The organism is Ameyamaea chiangmaiensis (assembly GCF_013376175.1).
GTDB classification, from domain to species: Bacteria; Pseudomonadota; Alphaproteobacteria; order Acetobacterales; family Acetobacteraceae; genus Ameyamaea; species Ameyamaea chiangmaiensis.
In genome coordinates, this window is sequence record NZ_JABXXR010000018.1 from 1 (window position 1) to 19,180 (window position 19,180).

Sequence of the window (19,180 nt, forward strand, 5' to 3'; positions counted from 1 at the left end):
GGGAGGTTTCCCCGAGTGGCTGGCACAGGACAGGGGGCTGTCGGCCAAGACGATCCAGAGCCGGATCAGCCCGCTGAAGACCTTCTGGGACTGGCTGGAGCGCAAGGGCTAACGAAACGAAGGTCGGAATGACAAAGACATCAACTTCGGTTGCCGGGTCTTTGTTTCAGTGTGCAGCAACCGACTGCATCCAGTCACGTGTCTGATGAAGGTCCATGTAGACTTTAAGGCTGACACCGACGAGGGCACGGCGAGTTCGAATGACGGCGGCTTTCGTTATGGGGCGTGACAGGGCAGCGATGGATTATTTGCGGGCAGGTCCCTGTTCGCGCGCACCAAAGGCAAGGATATCAGTCACGAGGGCGAGCGGCCGGGTATCGACGTCCGTCTCCCCACGCGCAATCAGGTCGGCAAAGCGGCGATAAAGACCCGCATATTCCGTATCCTGCGCATCGACAATGATCTGCCCGTCCAGCGAGAGCTTTGCACCGCCGCTGCTCAGACTCAACTTTGCGTTATCAGCCAACACCCAATCGATATTCCAGGTCTCGTCCGGCCCGGTGTAGTCCCAGTCAAACGTGCATTTGATCGCGATCGTATCTTCGGGATCGCGCAGCGAGACCTCGGCCAGCACGGGTGCATGCAGACCCGCTGGGATCAGCAGATGGGCGCTGTCATAGACGATGTCGCAGGGGGAGACCGACACCAGGATCGACAGGGCGTTGATGCCCGCATCGAACACACCGAACGCGCCCGGCTCCCAGAACCATGTAGCATTCGGATGCCATTTTTCCACATCTTCCTGCCAGCGGATGGTGGCGGACTGCACGTCATGTGTTCTCAGCAGGGCACGCGCTGTGGGCACGGCCGCAGAATAGGCGGAGTGCCACGTCGCGAAAATCGTGAGCCCAAGCGACAGGGCGTAGGCCTCCAGAGCTAGAGCATCGGTCACGGTCGTGCTGGGCGGCTTCTCCAGCAGGACGTGCAGCCCCAGATCCAGCGCTTCCCGTGCGAGGGCCGAGCGCACATCCGGCGGCGTGCACAGCGCGACTGCCTCGACCCCCAACGCGCTCTCGGCAAGCGCCTCCAGCGAACGAAACACCGGAATGTCGCTGCTATCTCCCCGTCCGTCCGGCGAGACGAACGCCACCAGATCGAAGTCGGGCGATGCCGTGATCGCCGGAATATGCTGGGTCTTGGCAATCTTACCAACACCGACAACCGCAAGTTTAGTCATAGGGAAAAGATCCTCAGAAATTCAGGTAGCCGCCCGGACCACCGGTTTGGAACCCCACAGGGCATAGAACAGAAGGAACACATAACATGCCCCCGGCAGAAGGTAAGAGAGCGCCAGTCCGACTTCATCGGCGATCATGCCCTGCACGATCGCCGCAGCGCCGCCTGCGATTGCCATAATAAGAAAGCCGGAACCTTGTTCGGTCTTTCTCCCAAGCCCTGCAATTCCAAGCGCAAAAATGGTGGGGAACATGATGGAATGGCAGAGACCCGTGAAGATGAGGGCCCACATCGCCACGTATCCGGTGGTCATGATTGCGATCAACACCAGCGCGAGTGCCGCACCCGCGACACTCGCCAGAACCTTGTGCGGGTTGACGGCTCGCAGGATCACAGCCCCTACAAAGCGTCCGACCATTGCACCGCCCCAGAAGAATGCGACGTATTTCGCCGCAGCTTCATGCGACATGGCACCAATGTCCGGTTGGGAGATAAAATTGACCAGCGTGCTGCCGATACCGATTTCGCAAATCATGTACAGGAAGATCGCCGGAACACCCCATGCCAGATTGCGGTGACACCAGACGCTGGGCTCATTGGACAGGTCTTCGGTCTGGGTGTGTTCGTTCAGGACCGGCAGCGGGAAGCGCCACACGATGAGGGCCAGCACGATCAGCACAGCCGCGATGATGCCATACGGCAACTGCACCGCCTGCGCGTCCAGCATCCGCTGAGATGCTGTTTCCACAGCACTGGTTGAGACGCCGCTGGTACTGCGACCGAAAATCAGCATGCCGCCGAAGATCGGTGCCACAGTCGTGCCCAGCGAGTTGAACGCCTGCACGAGGTTGAGGCGACTGGACCCCGTGGCCGGCGGCCCGATCACCACCACATAGGGATTGGCCGCCACCTGAAGCAATGTTATCGCGGCCGCCAGCACGAAGAGTGCAAAGAGGAACAGTTGATATGAGAAAAAGGCGCTTGCCGGGATGAACATCAAGCAAGCGACGGCCATTCCAAGAAGTCCGGTGATGACGGCGTTCTTGTACCCGATCCGCGCAATGAGGCGGGATGCGGGCAACGACACCACTAGATAGCCCAGATAGAAGCAGAACTGGACCAGCAGAGACGCTGTATAGCTCAGGGAAAACGCCGCCTTGAGGTGCGGAACGAGGACATCGTTCAGCACCGTGGCAAAGCCCCACATGAAGAAGACGGTCGTCAGAAGCGACAGCGCTGCGCCGTAAGGCGTTGCTGAACGGCTTGTAGCGACTGAGGCGGAAGAATCGAGAGATTTCATAGTGACCATTTATAATTCTCCTGACCTATCATCAGATACAGCACCAACAAGACTGATTTTCATCCCCGCCGCACCCCGAAGCGGAAAATGGTCGAGCTTTTGAAGGTCTGACCGGGCTTGAGTTCAGTTGTCGGGAAATTCGGGTGGTTCGGGCTGTCCGGGAAATGCTGCGTCTCGAATGTGACGCCTTCGGTCTGGCGATAGATGCCGCCATTCCCGGCATAGTTTCCCTTGACGAAGTTGGAGGTATAGATCTGGACGCCCGGTTCGGTAGTGTCGCATTCCAGCGTTCGTCCGCTGGCAGGATCATACAGCGTCGTGGCTTTTTCTAACGCATCCGGCCCGTGATGCTTGTTCAGAACCCAGTTATGATCATAGCCTTGGGCAAACAACAGCTGTTCGTTATCCACTTTCAGGTCACGCGAAATTGCCTTGGGTGTTCGGAAATCGAATGGTGTGCCAGCAACACTTGCATTTTCCGCGAACGGGATGGAGGTTCTGTCGGTCGGGGTATACTGGTCCGCATCGACCCACATCACCTGGTCTAGCACGCCATGTGGGGAACCGGGGCCCGCCAGATTAAAGTAGCTGTGGTTGGTCAGGTTCAGGACCGTGTCTTTGTTGGTCGTCGCGCTGTAGTCGATGCGGAAGCTGTTGTCTTCACCAAGGCTGTAGGTCACGGCGATGTCGAGCGCTCCGGGATAGCCCTGATCGCCATCGGGGCTCGAAAGCTTAAGGACAGCACTAACAATACTGCCACTGTTCTGCAGGCGCTCCACATTCCAGATACGCTTGTTGTAGCCGTCGTTGCCGCCGTGTAGAGAGTTCGGCGGGTTGTTGATGTCCAGATGATAGGTCTGGCCATCGAGTGTGAACTGACCTTTGGCAATGCGGTTGGCATAACGCCCCACCAGCGCACCAAAATAAAGACCGCCATCAACGCTCTTGGTTTCGTAATCATGCAACGTTGGAAAGCCGAGCACGATGTCCGCGGGCTTTCCGTGCCGGTCGGGCGTTTCGATTTTTGTGACTACGCCGCCCCAACTCATGAAAGATACGGAGACACCATGGCTATTTTTCATCGTGTAAAGTGTCACCGGCTTGCCGTCCTGCGTCTGCCCGAATGGCTCGGACGTTAACGTCGCGCCGTGAACGTCACCAAATGCAAGTGTGGTTGACGCGAACAGAACTGCAAAAAAAGCTGACGTTTTCATAATTCATCCCCTGATATTTTTATTGGTTTTCGGGATTACGCCGCCACTAGCTCGGTGCAGCACCTTGTGTCTGGACCTGAAGCGTGCAAAGCGACTGCCCGCACATCATAAACAGGATAGTACGCTTGCGACCCCCGAATGTGAGGTTTGAGCATAGCTGCGGGAGACGCATCCGCTCCAGCAGTTTACCAGTCGGTGAGAACACCATCACGCCGCCATAACCCAGCGGCCCGCTGGACTCGCACCAGAGATTCCCCTCCACGTCGGCGTTCATGCCGTAGGAAGAGCATTTGACGCTATCGACCACCATGTTGGTGAACAGCCGCTGATTGGACACCATGCTGCCATTGACATCGAAGGCGTAAATTACGGACTTACCCCTCGCCACTTTCAAGCCCGGCTCCTTTGACGTGCTGGCGACATATACGGCTTTGAAATCGAGGGAAAAGCAGATTCCGTTCGGGTCTGGTAGTTCCGATTCCGAAATGACCGTGTCGATCTTGCTGGATTTATCGATCCGGTAGCAGTTGGTTGGCAGTTCCCGCTTCTGACCGGTGATCAGTTCGGGGTGATCGTCACCGATAAACGGACTCTGATGGCCGGAATTGGACGGCCCACCCAGCACATCCGGATGCCCTTCGGACAACGTGTCGCCATAAGATGGGTCGGTAAACCAGACACTGCCATCGGGATGAACAGCAAGATCGTTCGGGGAGTTGAAGGGTTTTTCTCCAAATTTATCGGCAAGAAGCATGTAGCTGCCGTCGTGCTTGCGCCCGATGATACGGCGATAATGGTCTTGTTCGATAATTTGGCGCGCTTCAAAATCGAAGGTATTTCCGTGGTTGTTTCGGGAATCTGGTCTGGTTATCGTGACTTCTCCGATCTCCCACAGATAGCGATATTGCGTATTCGCCTGAACGTCGCTGAAGATCAGGTAATTCCCCTGAGACGACCATGCCGGGCCCTCCAGACATAATCCCTTGTCCCATAGCCGGCGGATCTGCGTGATCCCGACCAGAGAATCTTTGAACACCGGATCGACCACGATGATATCCGGGTCAGGATAACTCGTCGGGGATGCATCCTTGCCCCACTCACGCGGTGGGTTCGCAATGACACTCGGGGGGATTGCTCCGGCAGCGAGCGCGCGGGGTTCTACGCCAATCATGAGGCTTCCGCCAACTGCCGCCAGCGCCCGGCGACGGGAAACCGGCACCTCAGGGGTAATGGGATTCGGCATAGGTAACAAAGTCCTCTTGATCATGCGCCTATGATAACACGCTCAATTTATTATGTTTTCCAGTCACATTACCGTCGAATTCATGCCGGGCTCGTCGGAGGGCACGTTGATGCGTGGCTGCTCCTGCGGCACGCTGCCGTGCCAGACTGTTTGCCGTGCCCGAAAAACAGCAATGCAATCACGCCCGACAGAATGAGACAGCAGCCAAGGACCACCAGACCCGCCTGATCGCTGCCAAAATGGTCGCGCAAGATGCCAAGAATGGTCGGGCCGCAAAATCCGCCGAGATTGCCGATCGAATTAATCGCTGCGATCCCGGCTGCGGCAGCGCGCCCGGTCAGTTTTTCGCCCGGAAGGCTCCAGAAGAGGGCCGAAGACGTCATGCTGCCGATCATCGCTGCCGTCATGCAGATAAGCGTGACATAAATGCTCAGCATGCCCCAATAGGCGCTGGCGATCAGCGAAACACCGCTCAACACCGCAAAACCGGCGATAAACAGGGTCTTGAGGCCGAGTTTTTCGGCCATGCTGCAAAAGCAGACCATCCCGATCGCGCATCCAATATAGGGAACGGCCGACAGCAACCCAACACTTTGGTTGCTCTGGATTCCTGTGTTGTGAATGAGCGTCGGAAGCCAGAAATTGATCCCGTACACACCGACAACAATCAGAAACCAGCACACGGTCAGCACCCAGATCGTGGGTATTGAAAGGATCTTCAGAACAGGGACGTCTGCCTTTGTATCACGCTCGGCAGCCAGCGCACCTTCGACAACCGCGCAGTCTTCTGATGAGAGCCATGCGGCTTCCCTCGGGCGATCGTCCAGTACGAGCAGTACGATGCCCCCGAGGATGATGGCAGGCAGTGCTTCGGCCGCGATCATCCAGCGCCAGCCGGCAACGCCCCATACACCACCCAGATGCTCCATCAACCAACCGGCGATAGGAAGGCCGATCACAAAAGACAAGGGCTGTGCCGCCATCAGGATAGAAAACACACGTCCCTGACGGTTCGTCGGGAACCAGTAATTCAGATATAGTACAAGACCTGGGAAAAAGCCTGCTTCTGCTGCACCCAACAGAAAGCGGATGGTCAGAAACGGAACGGTCGCATTGATCAGATGGAAGGCAGCTGCGATCTGGCCGATGAAGGCAACGCCAGCGGCGATGACGCCCCACGTCACCATAATGCGTGCAATCCAGAAGCGGGCGCCGACCTTATGCATGGCTAGATTGCTTGGCACCTCGCACAGGAAGTACCCGACGAAAAAGATGCCTGCCCCCAGACCGAAGGCGGTATCGGACATTTTCAGATCGCCCAGCATCTGCAGCTTGGCAAGACTGACGTTGACGCGGTCCATATACGCCACGACGTAACAGACAATCAGAAAAGGTAGAATACGAAGCGCGACACGACGGAAGATCCGATCTTCCGTCTCATGCTGCGTGGCAATGCCGGACTCCATAACGCGTCCGCTCCCGGTTTTGTGTCCGCTTGAGCGGATCTGTTATTGCGACGATGCGGCCCTCAGGATGCCAGTGGCGAAGGGCCGAGTTCCTCAAGTAGTTGTGCCATCTTGGCATATGCCTTGTTACGGTATGCTACCAACGCAGCGCGTTGCTCTTCGGTGAAGGTGCCGGTGAAACCTTGGCCAGATTTCACGCCGAATTTACCTTCGGACACCAGCGACGTCAGCAGTTCCGGGGTCGCCAGACGGGGACCGAAAGCATCCTCGAACGTTTTGAAGCAATTCGCATACACATCGAGGCCCGCCATATCGGCAATTGCGAAGGGCCCGAAGAACGGCAGCCGGAAACCGAAGGTCGAACGCACAATCGTGTCGACGTCCGGTGCTGTCGCAATCCCCTCTTCGACGATCGAGTTGGCTTCCTTAAGCAGCACGTACTGCAGTCGGTTCAGCACGAAGCCTGGGGTGTCAGCAACTTCCGCGCTGCTGCGTCCTGCCCGGTTAAGCATATCCTTCACAACCGGGATGACCGCCGGGTCGGTCGCGGTGCCGCTGACCAGTTCAACGCCGGGAATGAACGGCGCGGGATTACTGAAATGCACCGTCAGAAAGCGTTCCGGATTGGTGACTGCCGGTGCAAGTGTATGGACGGGCAAGGTCGAGGTGTTGGTGCCGATAATGGCGTCCGGACGTGCTGCAGCACAAATGCGGCGCAGTACTTCATGCTTGATTGTCGGGACTTCGGGAACGGCTTCTTCGATGAAATCGACCGATGTTACCGCTTCTTCGATCGACTGAGCAGCCGACAGATGCTTTTCAATCGTTACTGCCGCACCCTCAGGGAACAGACCCTGTGCCTCGAATTCTCCGGCTTCGCGCAACAGCCGCGCCAGCGACGTTTTCGTGGCTTCGGGCGAGACATCCGCCAGAATGACCGTCATGCCAGCCATTGCCAAAGACTGCGCAATGCCACCGCCCATATATCCGGCTCCGATGACGGCGACGGTCTGAATTTTTTCAATCACGTTACAAATGCTCCAAATTTTGGAGGGCGTGCTCTGACGAACATGCCCGGTTACTCAGTTTTCGTAAGAACAGATGGCGGCGACCTTGTCCGCAGATGCAGATTTCGGATCGAATTCCAGTGTCAGCCACTCGGCCGCAAGAACGCGCGCGAGTTCGAGACCGATGACACGCTCGCCAAAGCACAGAACCTGCGCGTTATTGCTCAACACGGATCGCTGCACGGAATAGATGTCGTGCGCGGTAATAGCGCGAATACCCGCCACCTTGTTGGCGCTAATGGCAACCCCGAGACCCGTGCCGCAGATCAGCAGCGCGCGGTCGACCTCCCCACTTGCCACCATGCGCGCGGCGGTCACGGCGACGTGGGGATAGGCCGTGTCGTCTCCGGCCTTGACACCAACATCCGCAACCGACGTCACGAGGCTACTTTTTTCAAAATCGGCCTTGAGCGCATCGCGAAAGCGCACACCGGCACTGTCGCATCCGACCACGATCTTCAGTTTCTTATCTTGCACGGTTTTCACTCCACTTTCGACGTCACGTGCGCTACGAGCGCGAAAGACACGGCCCCGGCATCGCGATGACCTTTGCTGCGTTCTGCCAGCGGGCGGGCGCGCCCCAGCTTGGGCAGCAATTGAGCGGTCGCGGTCGCGGCTTCATCAGCGGCCTTGGCTGCTTTCTCCCATGCTGTCGCGAGTGAATCCCCTGCCTCTACCCGTTTGGAGAGAGTCTTGGCAAAGGGCTCGAACGCATCGATCAATGTCTTGTCCCCGACTTTCGCGCCGCCAAGCGCCATGACATTTTCGAGGCTCGCTAAAACGGCGGCGGTAACGGTTTCGGCGCTCGGCGCTGCGGTGTCCGAAAGGCCGAGTGCCGCTGACCGGAGCCCGAGACCCCAGATGGCACCAGACGTTCCGCCTGCCCGGTCGGCCCATGCATCGGATGCACGTCCCAGAACCGTGGCGGCCCCTGCACCGGCAGATGCTGCCTTGGCGGCAGCAGCAGCGGCGGCGGCGGCACCACGTGCCATTCCATGTCCGTGATCGCCGTCGCCCGCTTGTGCGTCGATCCGGCCAAGTTCCCCCTCGGCCCCGGCGAGAGCGTCGCTCAGCGCTTTCACGCCCCTTGCGATCAATTCGCCAACCTTGCGGGACTCTTCGGACGATTCCGGCACGGTTTCATCGACAACGATGGCGTCCGGAAGCGGAGCTGCGGGCGTCGCGTCCGGCAGGTTGCCCACGCGCAAGGCCGCTGCATCACACGGCGCGAGCCAGAGCGGTTCCAGTTCCTCATCCAGCCACGTCACTGTCAGTGAGCACCCTTCCATATTCAGGCTGGTCACATATTCACCCACGATCGGGGACACCAGCGTCAGACCAGCCGCCTCAAGCAATGGCTTGATGTAGGTCCAGAGAACGAACAGTTCTTCATACTTTGTGGTGCCAAGGCCGTTCAGAAGGACGGCCACGCGCGCGCTGCTGCCATCCGGACGATCAGCCAGAACGCGTTCCACCAGCAGTTTGCCCAGATCGGACGCCGGGGCCAGCGGCACCTCCTCGATCCCAGGTTCGCCATGGATACCCAGGCCGAGGGCCATCATACCCGTCTTGACTTCAAACAGCGGTTCAATCGCGCCGGGCAACGTACAGCCGCCGAACGCAACGCCGAAGGAGCGTGTGCTGGCGTTGGCCAGCCTCGACAGTCGTTCCACCTCGTCCAGAGAGTCACCACGATCGGCCGCTGCACCCGTTATCTTGCAGACCGGGATATCGCCCGCGACGCCCCGACGACGGGAAATCTGGTCTTTCGGGGCGCTCGCCACGTCGTCCGTCACATGCACGATGCGCGCGTCGATGCCTTCGGCACGCAGGCGTTCGGCGGCAAAGCCGAAGTTCAGGACGTCGCCCGCGTAGTTCCCGAAGCTCATGATGATACCGCCGCCGAGGTCGGCCATCTTGCAGACTTCGTAGACGAGACGGGTGGAGGGCGATGCGAAGATATCGCCAGCGACAGCCGCGTCGGCGAAACCGCGCCCGACAAAGCCGGAAAATGTCGGAAAATGGCCGCTGCCACCGCCAACGACAAATGCAACCTTGCCCTTCTCAGAATGTGTGGAGCGCACCACTCCACCCGGCACCGGGCGCACGATCCGTGAATAGACATCGCAATAGCCGGCCAGAGCCGTTTCGGCGAATTCTTCAGGATTTTGAATGATGTGCGTCATATGTTGTTCTTCTTTTCTATTGTTCTTTTTCTAATATATGGATTTCATTTCCGACAACTCCGATCAAACGTCGTGATCAGGCAAAATACTTCTCAAATATTCGCGATTCGTTGCACTGACGCTGAGGCCGTCGCCGCCGTAATGCTCGCAGCACAGGGCACCACGGAAGCCCAGAGAAATGGCGAGTCCGATGGCATAGCGATAGTTGATAAGCCCCATTTCCAAGGAAACCGGCGTGGAAGCGATAAAGCCGGTTTTCGCATCTTCGATCCGGGCATAGTTTTTGACGTGCCAATACCGCGTGAACGGCATTGTGAGATCCACCATCTCTTTCCAGTGTTCTACCGGACGGTGCAGGCGGATCAGATTGCCAAGATCCGGGTTCAATCCCACCGATGGATGATCCACATCCTGAATGAATTGAGCGGCACCACGTGCTGTTCCGATATATGTGTCTTCATACATCTCCAGCGCGATGTCGACGCCGACCTCAGCCGCATGGGCCCCGAGTTCCCGCAGACGCGCGATTGTGGCGGCCCGATCTGCGGGTGCTTCGGATGTTTTTTCGCCGTCCACTGTCCAGAACCACAGTGCTTGCTTCTGGGCATCTGTCAGCGCTCCGAAAAGACCCACACATACGGTGCGTGCACCAAACGAGGCGGCCACATCGATCAAGCGGTGACAATACGGCATGATCTCTGGTCCAGTCGTCGGGTGAGCGAGATTTTTTCGGGCGGTCGAGATTGCGGGGACCGTCAGGCCCGCCTGCTGCACGACGTGCTGGAACTCTGCCAGGCGGACAGGTGAGAGATCGGCAACGCGAATCCAGCAGTCTGTCGGATCGAGTTCAGTGAAGCCGGCGCCGGTGATGTCTCGCAGCGTTATGGCCCATTGTTCTGCGGATTGGTCCTGTACACTTGAACCATCCGGGGCTATGTTGGCGTATTGTATCATGGCGGCTGCAATCGGCCAGTTTTTCCGATTGAGCGGCCCAAAGTCTTTCAAGGGAGGCATCAGAACTCCGTTCTGGACCGCTGCTTTAATCACCCGCCGGGGGATGATTGTGTCCCGAGGCGTGGCAGCAAGCGGCTCAATATCTTGTTATTGATCTTGTCTCTATTCGTTTGAACGTGAGGCACGGTAGACAGCAACCCTGATAACTGTCCAATATGATTTGTTACTAAATACATATTGATATGAGTATATGAAACAAATCCTCACGCCCCGGTTCAGCGCGTCATGGTTCGTCAATGGTCGCATAAAACTCAGGCAAATTCAGTTGCTTGCCGAGATTTCACGTCATGGAACTTTGCAGGATGCGGCGGACGCAATTGGTATTTCCCAGCCAGCAGCATCGAAACAGTTGGCTGATCTCGAAAGCTTGATGGGACTCTCACTGTTCGATCGTGAAGGGCGGCGTCTGGTCCGCAATCTCCATGGGGAGATCATGACACGGCGAGCCCTCACGGTTATGGCCGAACTGGAAAGTGCCGGAGAGGAATATAAAGCGCTGATCGAAGGGCGTGCCGGGCGTGTGGCGATTGGAGCGATTGACGCGCCAAAGATCACGATTCTCGCGGCTGCGGTCGTGGAGTTGCAGACCGAACATCCCTTGATTGATCTAGATATTATTTCGGGCTCAAGCGGCACGTTATTCGATCTGCTCAATGCGGGAGAGATTGAGATCATGCTCGGAAGGCCTACTGAGTTTTCTGATTCGGAACGATTCCTTTACCTTGACATTGCGCGCGAGGGGCTGGCCTTCATCGCCGGTCCACAGCATCCACTACGGGGGCGTAGTAAGATTCCCCTCGAACACATCGCGGCGTATCCGTGGGTGCTTCAACGGAAAGGGTCGTCACTCCGGCAAGGCGTTGAGCGCCTACTGCATGAGCATAATCTCCCGATTCCAACGCGCGTGCTCAACACTGATTCCGTGCTGATGACACTGTCCTATCTGGCACGATCGGAAGCCATTGCCGTCGTCTCTCAACCCGTGGCGCAATTGCAGGCAGAGTTCGGGCAGGTGGCGATCCTCGACACGGCGTATGAGGCGTCGATATCCAGTTATGGTATTCTCATACCCAGAAATCGCCCGCTACCACCCGCTGCGACAACCGTTATGGAAATTCTGCGTCGCCACGCGCATGTCTGATGCGCGTTGTGTGCTTATTCACGGGCATGGATCGGGACGTCTGAAGTGCTCCCCGGCTTTGGGCAACGTGAACTGGAAACTTCCGGGTTCAAGGCTCAACCGGCAGATCCGCCGGAGAGCCGTTCAGCAGCGATATCGGGGGCTTGTTGCCGATGGCGCTATGTGGCCGGACCTCGTTGTAAACGCTACTCTGCAAGACCCATAATACCGACGAGTGGGAGGTTCTCTACCCCTGGCACCCTTGGTTTAGGCATTGGGTGTGCGTCGAGGAGATGGTTGAGCGGGGCGGCCAAGTCCTTTCCCGCTGCCTCCTATCCGACGCCGGAGCGGTCAGGCTCCTTGACTTGCCCGCGTGGATGCTTGATCGCGCGGCTTGCGCTGGGATGCGGCCGGCCCCGGATCCGGTCGTGTCACTGAATGCATTGCGTGATCTGCGATCGCTGCTGACGGGCTTTTTGTCGTCGTATCCATCTGAAACCGTCGCAGGCTTCTCTTCTGACTGGAATCGGAGAGAGGACCATGCGACACGACGGATGACAGCGCTCGCGTGTGGGGACGATATCGGCGCAGCCGGATCTGTTCGAAGGCAAGGAGGCCGAACCGCCCTGTTCGAACCCGGTCTGGCAGGGCCTTCCCCAGCAGGCGAGGAACGATCTGCAGTCGATGATGGCCCGTCTGATCCTCGATCACGTGCGCGGTCACGGACCCAGCGCCGTGCAGGAGGCCCGCGATGACTCGTGACAAGATTAGCCCACGTCATCTGGACCGCAGGGCAATCCTGTATGTGCGACAATCATCCGCGCACCGAGTGCAGCACAATCGGGAAAGCCGCGCCTTGCAATATGCCATGCGCGAACGGCTCGCCCTCCTGGGCTGGCAGACAATTGATGTGATCGACGACGATCTGGGCTGCTCGGCAGCGGGCGGCGTGACGCGCGTCGGTTTCGATCGCATGGTGGCTGAGGTGTGTTTGGGGTGCGTCGGTGCGGTCGCGGCCCTGTAGGTCTCCCGGTTCGCCCGGAACAGCCGCGACTGGCAGCAACTCATCGAAATGTGCCGCGTCGTCGACACACTCCTGATCGATCAGGAGGCCATTTACGCACCGCGTGTCGGGAACGACTGGCTCTTGCTCGGTCTGAAGGGCAGCCTGAACGAATATGAGTTGGACCTTCTGTGGCAGCGGTCCCTGACGGCACGTTATGAGAAAGCGCGGCGTGGCGAACTCGTACTGGGTGTGCCTGCGGGTTCGTCAAAACTGGCGACCGTTATAAGAAGGATCCTGACATGCGGGTTGAGGCAGCCATCAGTCTCGTTTTTGACAAGGTCGTCGAACTCGGCAGCGCAGCGCAGGGCAGGCACTACTGTGGTTTCACGCGCATGACCTGGATCTGCCGGCACGACGTCGGAACGGCGATGTTGTCTGGCGACGGCCGTACTATGCCACCATCCATCGCATGATCGCCAATCCGATCTATGGTGGTGCCTATGCCTGTGGCAAGACCGGCGTGGCCGCGTCCTATGATGGCAGCGCTTTCAATGCCCAGCGCCAGTGCAAATCACGCGAAAACTGGCTTGCTCTGATTCCCGGCACGCATGATGATTATGTGAGTTGGGACAGGGCAGAGGCGATCCGCCGCATGGTGAGCGAGAATGTGCCGACCGGACGCCATCATGGTGCGCCCAAACACGGGGACGCGTTGCTGGCGGGCCTTTTGCGTTGTCACCGGTGCGGACGCAAGCTGACGCTGCGCTACACGGGAGCCGAACATAATATCCCGCGCTATAGCTGTGTGCGCGGCTGGCTTGATAGCGGGGAACCGCGCTGTATCCCCTTTGGCGGATTGCGGGTCGACGACGCGATCGAAACAGCCCTGCTCGATGTCGTAGGGCCACGCGCGATCGAAGCTGCAGTCACCGCTCAGGCGACCATCAATGAGCAGCGCGACCAGACACGCGAAGCGCTCGCGCGCGATCTGCAGGCGGCCCGTTACGAAGCGGACCGGGCATTCCGCCAGTACAATGCGGCCGATCCGGAAAACAGACTTGTGATCGGAGAACTGGAACGGCGATGGAACGCTGCTCTGACCGCTGCAGCCGCGATCGACCAGAGGATTGTCGACCACGACGCGGCACGAGGTAGGAACGCGCATGCGAACCGCTCTCGTTGCCGGAACTAGAGCACGTCCACGTTATTCTGATTCATATCCTGCGGCGGTGAAGAAGTTGACACATTCGTCCGGAGTGAAAGTGTCCAGGACTGATCCGGCGGCGTCCCATAGGGCTGTGACGGGTCTTGCTGCCTTGGCTCGCAAGAGGGCCTTGAACTTGGCGAACGCCATTTCGATCGGGTTGAAATCGGGACTGTAGGGAGGCAGGAACATCATCTGTGCCCCCGCTCGTTCGATGGCCTTTCGCACGCCCGGCATCTTATGAGCGGGCACATTATCCAGCACGACGATATCGCCCGGGCTGAGCGTCGGCACGAGAACATGCTCGACATAGGCCTGAAAAATCTCGCCGTTCATGGCGCCCTCATGCGCGAAGGGTGCGGTCATCCCCGTGAGGCGCAAGCCGGCGGTGAACGTCGTGGTTTTCCAATGGCCATGAGGAACACCAGCCCGACAGCGTTCTCCGCGTAAAGCGCGGCCACGCAGGCGGGCCATCTTCGTGGAGAGGCTGGTTTCGTCGAGGAAGACCTGGCGGTGCGGATTGAGGTCAGGCTGGCCGTCGAAGCAGTCCTGCCGACGTATCAGCACATCGTCGCGCTCCGGCTCCAATGCCTGTGCGGTCTTTTTTTTGAATGTCCACCCCCGCTGCCACAGCCATCGGCTGAGCATGCTTCGACCGATCCCGACGGACTGCTCACCCTTCAGGCGCGCGACCATCTCTTTGAGAGTGATGTCCTTTTGCGCTTCGATCATGCCAACAATAAAGGCTTCATGCCCGTCCAGCCTCGAACCGCGGGGCTTGCCCTGGCGGCGCGCCGCCCGTTCGCCGCTTTCACGTTCGCGCCGAAGCCACCGGATCGCCGTGGAAATCCCGATCCCGAACTGCTTCGCTACTGAACGCGCTGACCCGCCCGCTGCGCCGGCTTCCAGAACGCGCACCCAAAGATCGTCACTCAATGCTCGCGCCATCACCATCTCCATCAATGGAAACGGTGAATCACAATCCACGCTCCGCGCCATCCCCCACGATTCAGAGTTCAGTGGACGCTCTCTAGTGGCTTGCGTAGGCTTCTGCTTCGGGCTCGTTCAGAAGAATCGCCACGAGCGCCGACGTATCCACGGCGATCATCCGGGCAGGCCATCCTCATCGTAGAGGAAATCCTGACTCCGCGCGGCGTCGGGACCAGGGCAAGTCCCGCCGGCAGCATTCGTGCGAATCCTATCGAGCAAGGCCTTTCGCTTTGTCCAATCGGGTTTTGTGTTTATGGGCACGAGACGCACAGCGGCATGGCCGTATCGCGTCAGGATGACCTCATCGCCGGCCTCGACACGACGGACGAGATCGGTCAATTGGTCTTCTGCATCGGTGAAAGAAATCTGCATCGGGGACCACTCTGACTAACGGAGATTGAAGATAGTCCATTCAATGGACTATCTTTACGCATCGAGCCCATGGCTCTGACACGGAGGAACAAACACCTTTCTGCCTCCTCGCAACTATCCAGATAAAGCCAGGAAAGCGAAACTCGATCCGATGCGGTGGCTCAGAAATCACTTCGGTTGCGGCTTTTCGAATTCAGGAATACCCAGTCTGCCATCGCGTTGTTCTTCCCGAGGCCTCTCTCGTGTGATGCCACCGTCAGCCGAGCTGGCTCGGGGTATGTCATGGAGTATTCTCCATATGGTAAGATCGTATTGTGTATACAATACAATCAATTAATAAAAAGATTGATTGACACTCTCTCCGCCACAGTCGATGGTTATCAACGAAATCGGCACTTTATCAGACCCACTTCGGTAGTGAACTACGGCCGCGTCAGTAGTGGTCCGTCAGTAGTCTGTCTGTAACACGGAAGGTCTCTGAAGAGACGCATGGACTGAGGCTTACGGGCAGGAAAACCTACGCGGCGCGAGTGTCGATCCCGCGTGAGCGCTGGGTGGATGTCGGACGAGCGTATGGCACCCGGTCGGCGGTCCTGCAGGAAACGGGTGCGCTCCACACAAACGCGGGACCGTCATGAGGCGATCCGCCGACGCGGCAAAGTGCTGGAAAGCCTGCGGGCGGATGTTGATGCGAAGCTCGTCACCCATGGAAAGGCTGAATCACAGGTCGCCCCTCCTGTCACGCTCCAGAGTGGGCGTTGAGTGGGGGCACTCCGGCCATATACCGGGCGTAATGTCTCGCAGAGCCGCTCCCGTCTGTCGCCGATATGTGGTTTTGCGCAACGGCCTATGCCACCTGACGCGTCAGGACGCGGATCCGCGACATCATTTCGTCTCGGTCGACATAGGTGCCCTGTAGGTGACGTGCGCCACTTTGGGGATCGAATTCGCGACGCGCATGCATGACACGGCGGTTGTCGAATACCCACATGTCTCCGGGCGCCAGACGGCGCTCGATACGGAAGCGGGCTTCGCGCGTCATGGCCTGAAATAAACGAAGGGCATCGTAGATGGCGGGCATTTCGCCTTCCTCTGCCTCGATCGGTCCCCGCAGAAAGTTGGCAAAGCGTACTTCGCTGACGTCACCGTGCGCATCCAGCGCGATGACCGGTGCCGACCAGCGATAATCCGTCCGGTCGTCACGATTCCAGAACGCTATTGGCACGGTGGTGATCGTTGCGAAACACGCAGGGCGTTCGCGCCGCATCGCATCGGCGATGGCAAAGCCGTCTACGAAGATACTCTCACCACCTGTGGCATCGTTGACAAGGCAATGCAGGAATTGCAGCCCGGGTTGGAGTTCGCGTGTCGGTAGATCGGTATGGGGCGGCAGGTTGACAGAGGTGTAGGCGGCACTGTCCGGCGACGGTTTGGAACGGACGTCGAAAACGCGACCGAAATTCGTCTCGCGAATATGCGAAATGCGGTGCGCCGGTCCGAGAAGTGCTTCGGCTTGATCCGGTACACCGCGCACCAATGTCATGCCGGTATCACGCAATGACTCGAGCCATGCCAGGAGAGCCACGTCATCGGTCATCAGGGCGTCATGGTCAAAGGTCTGAAGCCGATCGGCGTGTTCAGCCCCCCAGATGATCGAACGAGGATGCTGTGCGCGGCGCTCGGCACGGGAGGTCGCGTCTGTGGCATGCGCGCGGAGCCAGCCCGGCAGATAACGGCTGTGATGGCCGTCGGACCACACGACGTCCAGTCGTCCTGCGTCATCGCAGTGCACGTCACTCGGGGTGAGCTCATCTGGCGCATCAATGATTTCGAAAACCTGCTCCCGGGTCAAAGGAAGCACGCAGCGTGCACACGGGCAGTTATCCCGCAGCCAGAAACGGTTGAACACGCTCCGTCGACCGTCGCTCCAGTCCACGGCAACGTCGTCGGCGGTCCGTACGGCATGCCCGATGCTCTCGTTGCTCTCGAAACGGCGCCAGTCGATGATGAGGTCTTCGATCATGTTCACGATCCTACGCTCCAGCCTTTGAATGTGGGCCCCATGCGGGACGGGAAAAGATGCGGTTCAGGGCCGGGATAAAAGCGTCTAGCGGCAAGGTGTCATAGCCGGAATCGAAAGCTTTCTGATCCCACGTGTCGGTAAAGCGTACGGTGCGCTCGAACGCCGGATGGCCGCGAAAGGCCGCCCGCGCATTGGGGTCGCCACCGAAATACTGTGCATAGTAATAGCCCTGGAAAGCCTCGTGGTTTTCAACCATCCAGGCATTATCGGGCGAGATATAAGGCGCGAGCATGGTTGCGGCGAATGCCCCGTGGTTGGTCGGCGCCAGTGCGTCGCCCACATCGTGCAAAAGCGCGCAGACCAGCGTCTCGTCGTCGGCACCGTCGCGGAGGGCGCGCGTCGCGGTTTGCAGGCTGTGTTGATACCTGTCGATCGGGTAGCCGAGGTCGAGGGTCGCCAGCAGTTTCAGGGCACCAATGATGTGACTGGTGATCTCGCCCTGAAAGGCGTCGAATTTTACGCCGATCGGCACCCAGTCATCCGCCGTGCTTTCGTCGAAGCTTCGAAACATGGGCGCTTTCCTCAGCTCGTGATCTGGCGGGATAAGACCTTGCGGCGGCTGCCGACCACATCGCGATCCATGTAGCATTGGCGCATATGACGCATCCCGGTACCCAGCCGGAAGCCGGTGCGGCCGTGCAGAAGCCGGTAATTGTCCATCATCAGAAGGTCGCCGGGTTGCAGAGTAAGTCTGAGTGTCAGGGGCGATGCCGGCTCGATCAGGCGCCAGAACGCCTCACGCGCGCGATAATAGGCGTCGAGCTGCTCTGGCGGCATCCATCCGATCATTTCCGTACGATTTGAAAACCGGATCTGAACGACGTCGCCCTGATGATCGGTGGCGATCAACGTGCCGTGGTTTTCGAGAATCGTGTTGCCATCGGCATAACGAAACGCGACGGGGGTGGAGGTCAGGGTCGTAAAAGCTTCCGGATCCCGTTCTCGCAGCACGCTTGCGGCCGCGAAACCGTCCACAAGGGTAGACGCGCCACCGTCAGCGTCATTGCGCAGGCAGTGCAGCAGAATGTAGCCGGGCACCGGGTGCCGATATGGATTGTCACTGTGAGGCTCCAGGTGACGCGGCGTCATCGTCAGGTCGTAGGCGCCGGCGATGGCTTTCACGTCCGCCAGCCCGCCCCAATTGGTGATACGGATCGGCCCGATCCGTTGCGCGACGTCCAGAGCGCCATCGATTTCCGTGGACACGCCACGCACAATCGCAAAGCCGTAGTCCTCCACGGTATCGAGGAATGTACCCAGAGAAGAGTCGCTTTTCCGAAGCTCTGTATAGTCGTGGTAGGGAATGTCGCACAATGTGCCATCCCAGAGGTTCCGATCACGCCTGGGTGGTCGGGCCAATATCCGTGCGATCCAATCGTCGGCTAGGGTAGCTGTAAAGCCGTCCGAAAATGTCACGGTGTGGTCGTCGTCCACGTGCATGATCGTAAGGTCGCAGGCGAGATCAGCGGCCTCGATCAGCCGCTGTCCAGTGCGTTCGTCGAGTATGCGTGCATCCGGCAGGCGCTCGCGCAGCCATAACGGATGCAGTGTTGTTGCCTGACCATCGGGCGTGGTTGCGACAAGGCGGCCACTCGTATCGAGCGAGAGCGTCATTATCGGTCTCTTTTCGAAATCGTTCCGTTGTCATTGTAGATCGTCCTGGCCGTGCTCTATGCTCT

The 19,180-nt window shown here is 58.7% G+C and carries 19 protein-coding genes and 1 pseudogene; 6 read left to right on the forward strand and 14 right to left on the reverse strand.

Going from position 1 to position 19,180, the window contains the following annotated elements; all coding sequences use genetic code 11:
- Positions 1-304: 304 nt before the first annotated feature.
- From HUK82_RS04440 to HUK82_RS04480, 9 genes are all read right to left on the reverse strand, one after another.
- Complete coding sequence (locus HUK82_RS04440) at positions 305-1,237, reverse strand: Gfo/Idh/MocA family protein (protein ID WP_176612799.1); 933 nt, start codon at positions 1,235-1,237, stop codon at positions 305-307.
- A gap of 21 nt (positions 1,238-1,258) precedes the next feature.
- Positions 1,259-2,545, reverse strand: coding sequence for a sugar MFS transporter (locus HUK82_RS04445; RefSeq protein WP_212648120.1), 1,287 nt, complete (start codon positions 2,543-2,545; stop codon positions 1,259-1,261).
- A gap of 50 nt (positions 2,546-2,595) precedes the next feature.
- Entirely contained in the window at positions 2,596-3,750 is a 1,155-nt protein-coding gene (locus HUK82_RS04450) for an aldose epimerase family protein (protein WP_176612800.1), read from the reverse strand.
- A gap of 46 nt (positions 3,751-3,796) precedes the next feature.
- Positions 3,797-4,993: an SMP-30/gluconolactonase/LRE family protein gene (locus HUK82_RS04455; RefSeq protein ID WP_246495664.1), complete on the reverse strand. Its 1,197-nt coding sequence runs from the start codon at positions 4,991-4,993 to the stop codon at positions 3,797-3,799.
- An 80-nt stretch (positions 4,994-5,073) separates the two neighbouring features.
- The gene (locus tag HUK82_RS04460; protein WP_176612801.1) at positions 5,074-6,459 is read right to left on the reverse strand and encodes an MFS transporter; all 1,386 of its coding nucleotides are present in this window, start codon (positions 6,457-6,459) and stop codon (positions 5,074-5,076) included.
- A 62-nt stretch (positions 6,460-6,521) separates the two neighbouring features.
- On the reverse strand, positions 6,522-7,487 hold the full coding sequence (locus HUK82_RS17580; RefSeq protein ID WP_212648121.1) for a 3-hydroxyacyl-CoA dehydrogenase family protein: 966 nt from the start codon (positions 7,485-7,487) through the stop codon (positions 6,522-6,524).
- Between the two features lie 54 nt (positions 7,488-7,541).
- Positions 7,542-8,003: a ribose-5-phosphate isomerase gene (locus HUK82_RS04470; RefSeq protein ID WP_176612802.1), complete on the reverse strand. Its 462-nt coding sequence runs from the start codon at positions 8,001-8,003 to the stop codon at positions 7,542-7,544.
- A gap of 5 nt (positions 8,004-8,008) precedes the next feature.
- Entirely contained in the window at positions 8,009-9,712 is a 1,704-nt protein-coding gene (locus HUK82_RS04475) for a dihydroxyacetone kinase family protein (protein ID WP_176612803.1), read from the reverse strand.
- Between the two features lie 63 nt (positions 9,713-9,775).
- A complete protein-coding gene (locus HUK82_RS04480) occupies positions 9,776-10,726 on the reverse strand; it encodes a sugar phosphate isomerase/epimerase family protein (protein ID WP_176612804.1) in 951 nt (316 codons plus the stop codon).
- 190 nt (positions 10,727-10,916) lie between these two features.
- On the opposite strand from HUK82_RS04480, the gene HUK82_RS04485 reads away from it, so the two are divergent.
- The 6 genes and pseudogenes from HUK82_RS04485 (at position 10,917) to HUK82_RS17365 (ending at position 14,044) form a co-directional block, all read left to right on the forward strand.
- Entirely contained in the window at positions 10,917-11,867 is a 951-nt protein-coding gene (locus tag HUK82_RS04485; protein WP_176612805.1) for a LysR family transcriptional regulator, read from the forward strand.
- A 549-nt stretch (positions 11,868-12,416) separates the two neighbouring features.
- Positions 12,417-12,608, forward strand: coding sequence for a hypothetical protein (locus HUK82_RS04490; protein ID WP_176612806.1), 192 nt, complete (start codon positions 12,417-12,419; stop codon positions 12,606-12,608).
- Complete coding sequence (locus tag HUK82_RS17350) at positions 12,598-12,870, forward strand: hypothetical protein (RefSeq protein ID WP_246495666.1); 273 nt, start codon at positions 12,598-12,600, stop codon at positions 12,868-12,870. Before HUK82_RS04490 ends, HUK82_RS17350 begins: the two co-directional genes overlap by 11 nt.
- Before the next feature lie 48 nt (positions 12,871-12,918).
- Positions 12,919-13,029: pseudogene (locus tag HUK82_RS17355) on the forward strand (hypothetical protein); the annotation flags it as partial.
- Positions 13,030-13,151: 122 nt separating this feature from the next.
- Positions 13,152-13,325, forward strand: coding sequence for a hypothetical protein (locus HUK82_RS17360; RefSeq protein ID WP_246495707.1), 174 nt, complete (start codon positions 13,152-13,154; stop codon positions 13,323-13,325).
- Entirely contained in the window at positions 13,256-14,044 is a 789-nt protein-coding gene (locus HUK82_RS17365) for a recombinase family protein (protein ID WP_246495695.1), read from the forward strand. Before HUK82_RS17360 ends, HUK82_RS17365 begins: the two co-directional genes overlap by 70 nt.
- A 12-nt stretch (positions 14,045-14,056) precedes the next feature.
- On the opposite strand, the gene HUK82_RS04500 is transcribed toward HUK82_RS17365, so the two are convergent.
- The 5 genes from HUK82_RS04500 to HUK82_RS04520 all read right to left on the reverse strand — a co-directional run bounded on the left by HUK82_RS04500 (position 14,057) and on the right by HUK82_RS04520 (position 19,115).
- Positions 14,057-15,004: an IS630 family transposase gene (locus HUK82_RS04500; RefSeq protein ID WP_176612825.1), complete on the reverse strand. Its 948-nt coding sequence runs from the start codon at positions 15,002-15,004 to the stop codon at positions 14,057-14,059.
- 156 nt (positions 15,005-15,160) lie between these two features.
- Positions 15,161-15,418 carry a type II toxin-antitoxin system Phd/YefM family antitoxin gene (locus tag HUK82_RS04505; protein WP_176612807.1) on the reverse strand — a complete coding sequence of 86 codons (258 nt, stop codon included), beginning with the start codon at positions 15,416-15,418 and terminating at the stop codon, positions 15,161-15,163.
- A gap of 847 nt (positions 15,419-16,265) precedes the next feature.
- A complete protein-coding gene (locus HUK82_RS04510) occupies positions 16,266-17,441 on the reverse strand; it encodes a TauD/TfdA family dioxygenase (protein WP_176612808.1) in 1,176 nt (391 codons plus the stop codon).
- A gap of 10 nt (positions 17,442-17,451) precedes the next feature.
- A complete protein-coding gene (locus tag HUK82_RS04515; RefSeq protein ID WP_176612809.1) occupies positions 17,452-18,012 on the reverse strand; it encodes an HD domain-containing protein in 561 nt (186 codons plus the stop codon).
- 11 nt (positions 18,013-18,023) lie between these two features.
- Entirely contained in the window at positions 18,024-19,115 is a 1,092-nt protein-coding gene (locus HUK82_RS04520) for a TauD/TfdA family dioxygenase (protein ID WP_176612810.1), read from the reverse strand.
- Positions 19,116-19,180 lie beyond the last annotated feature (65 nt).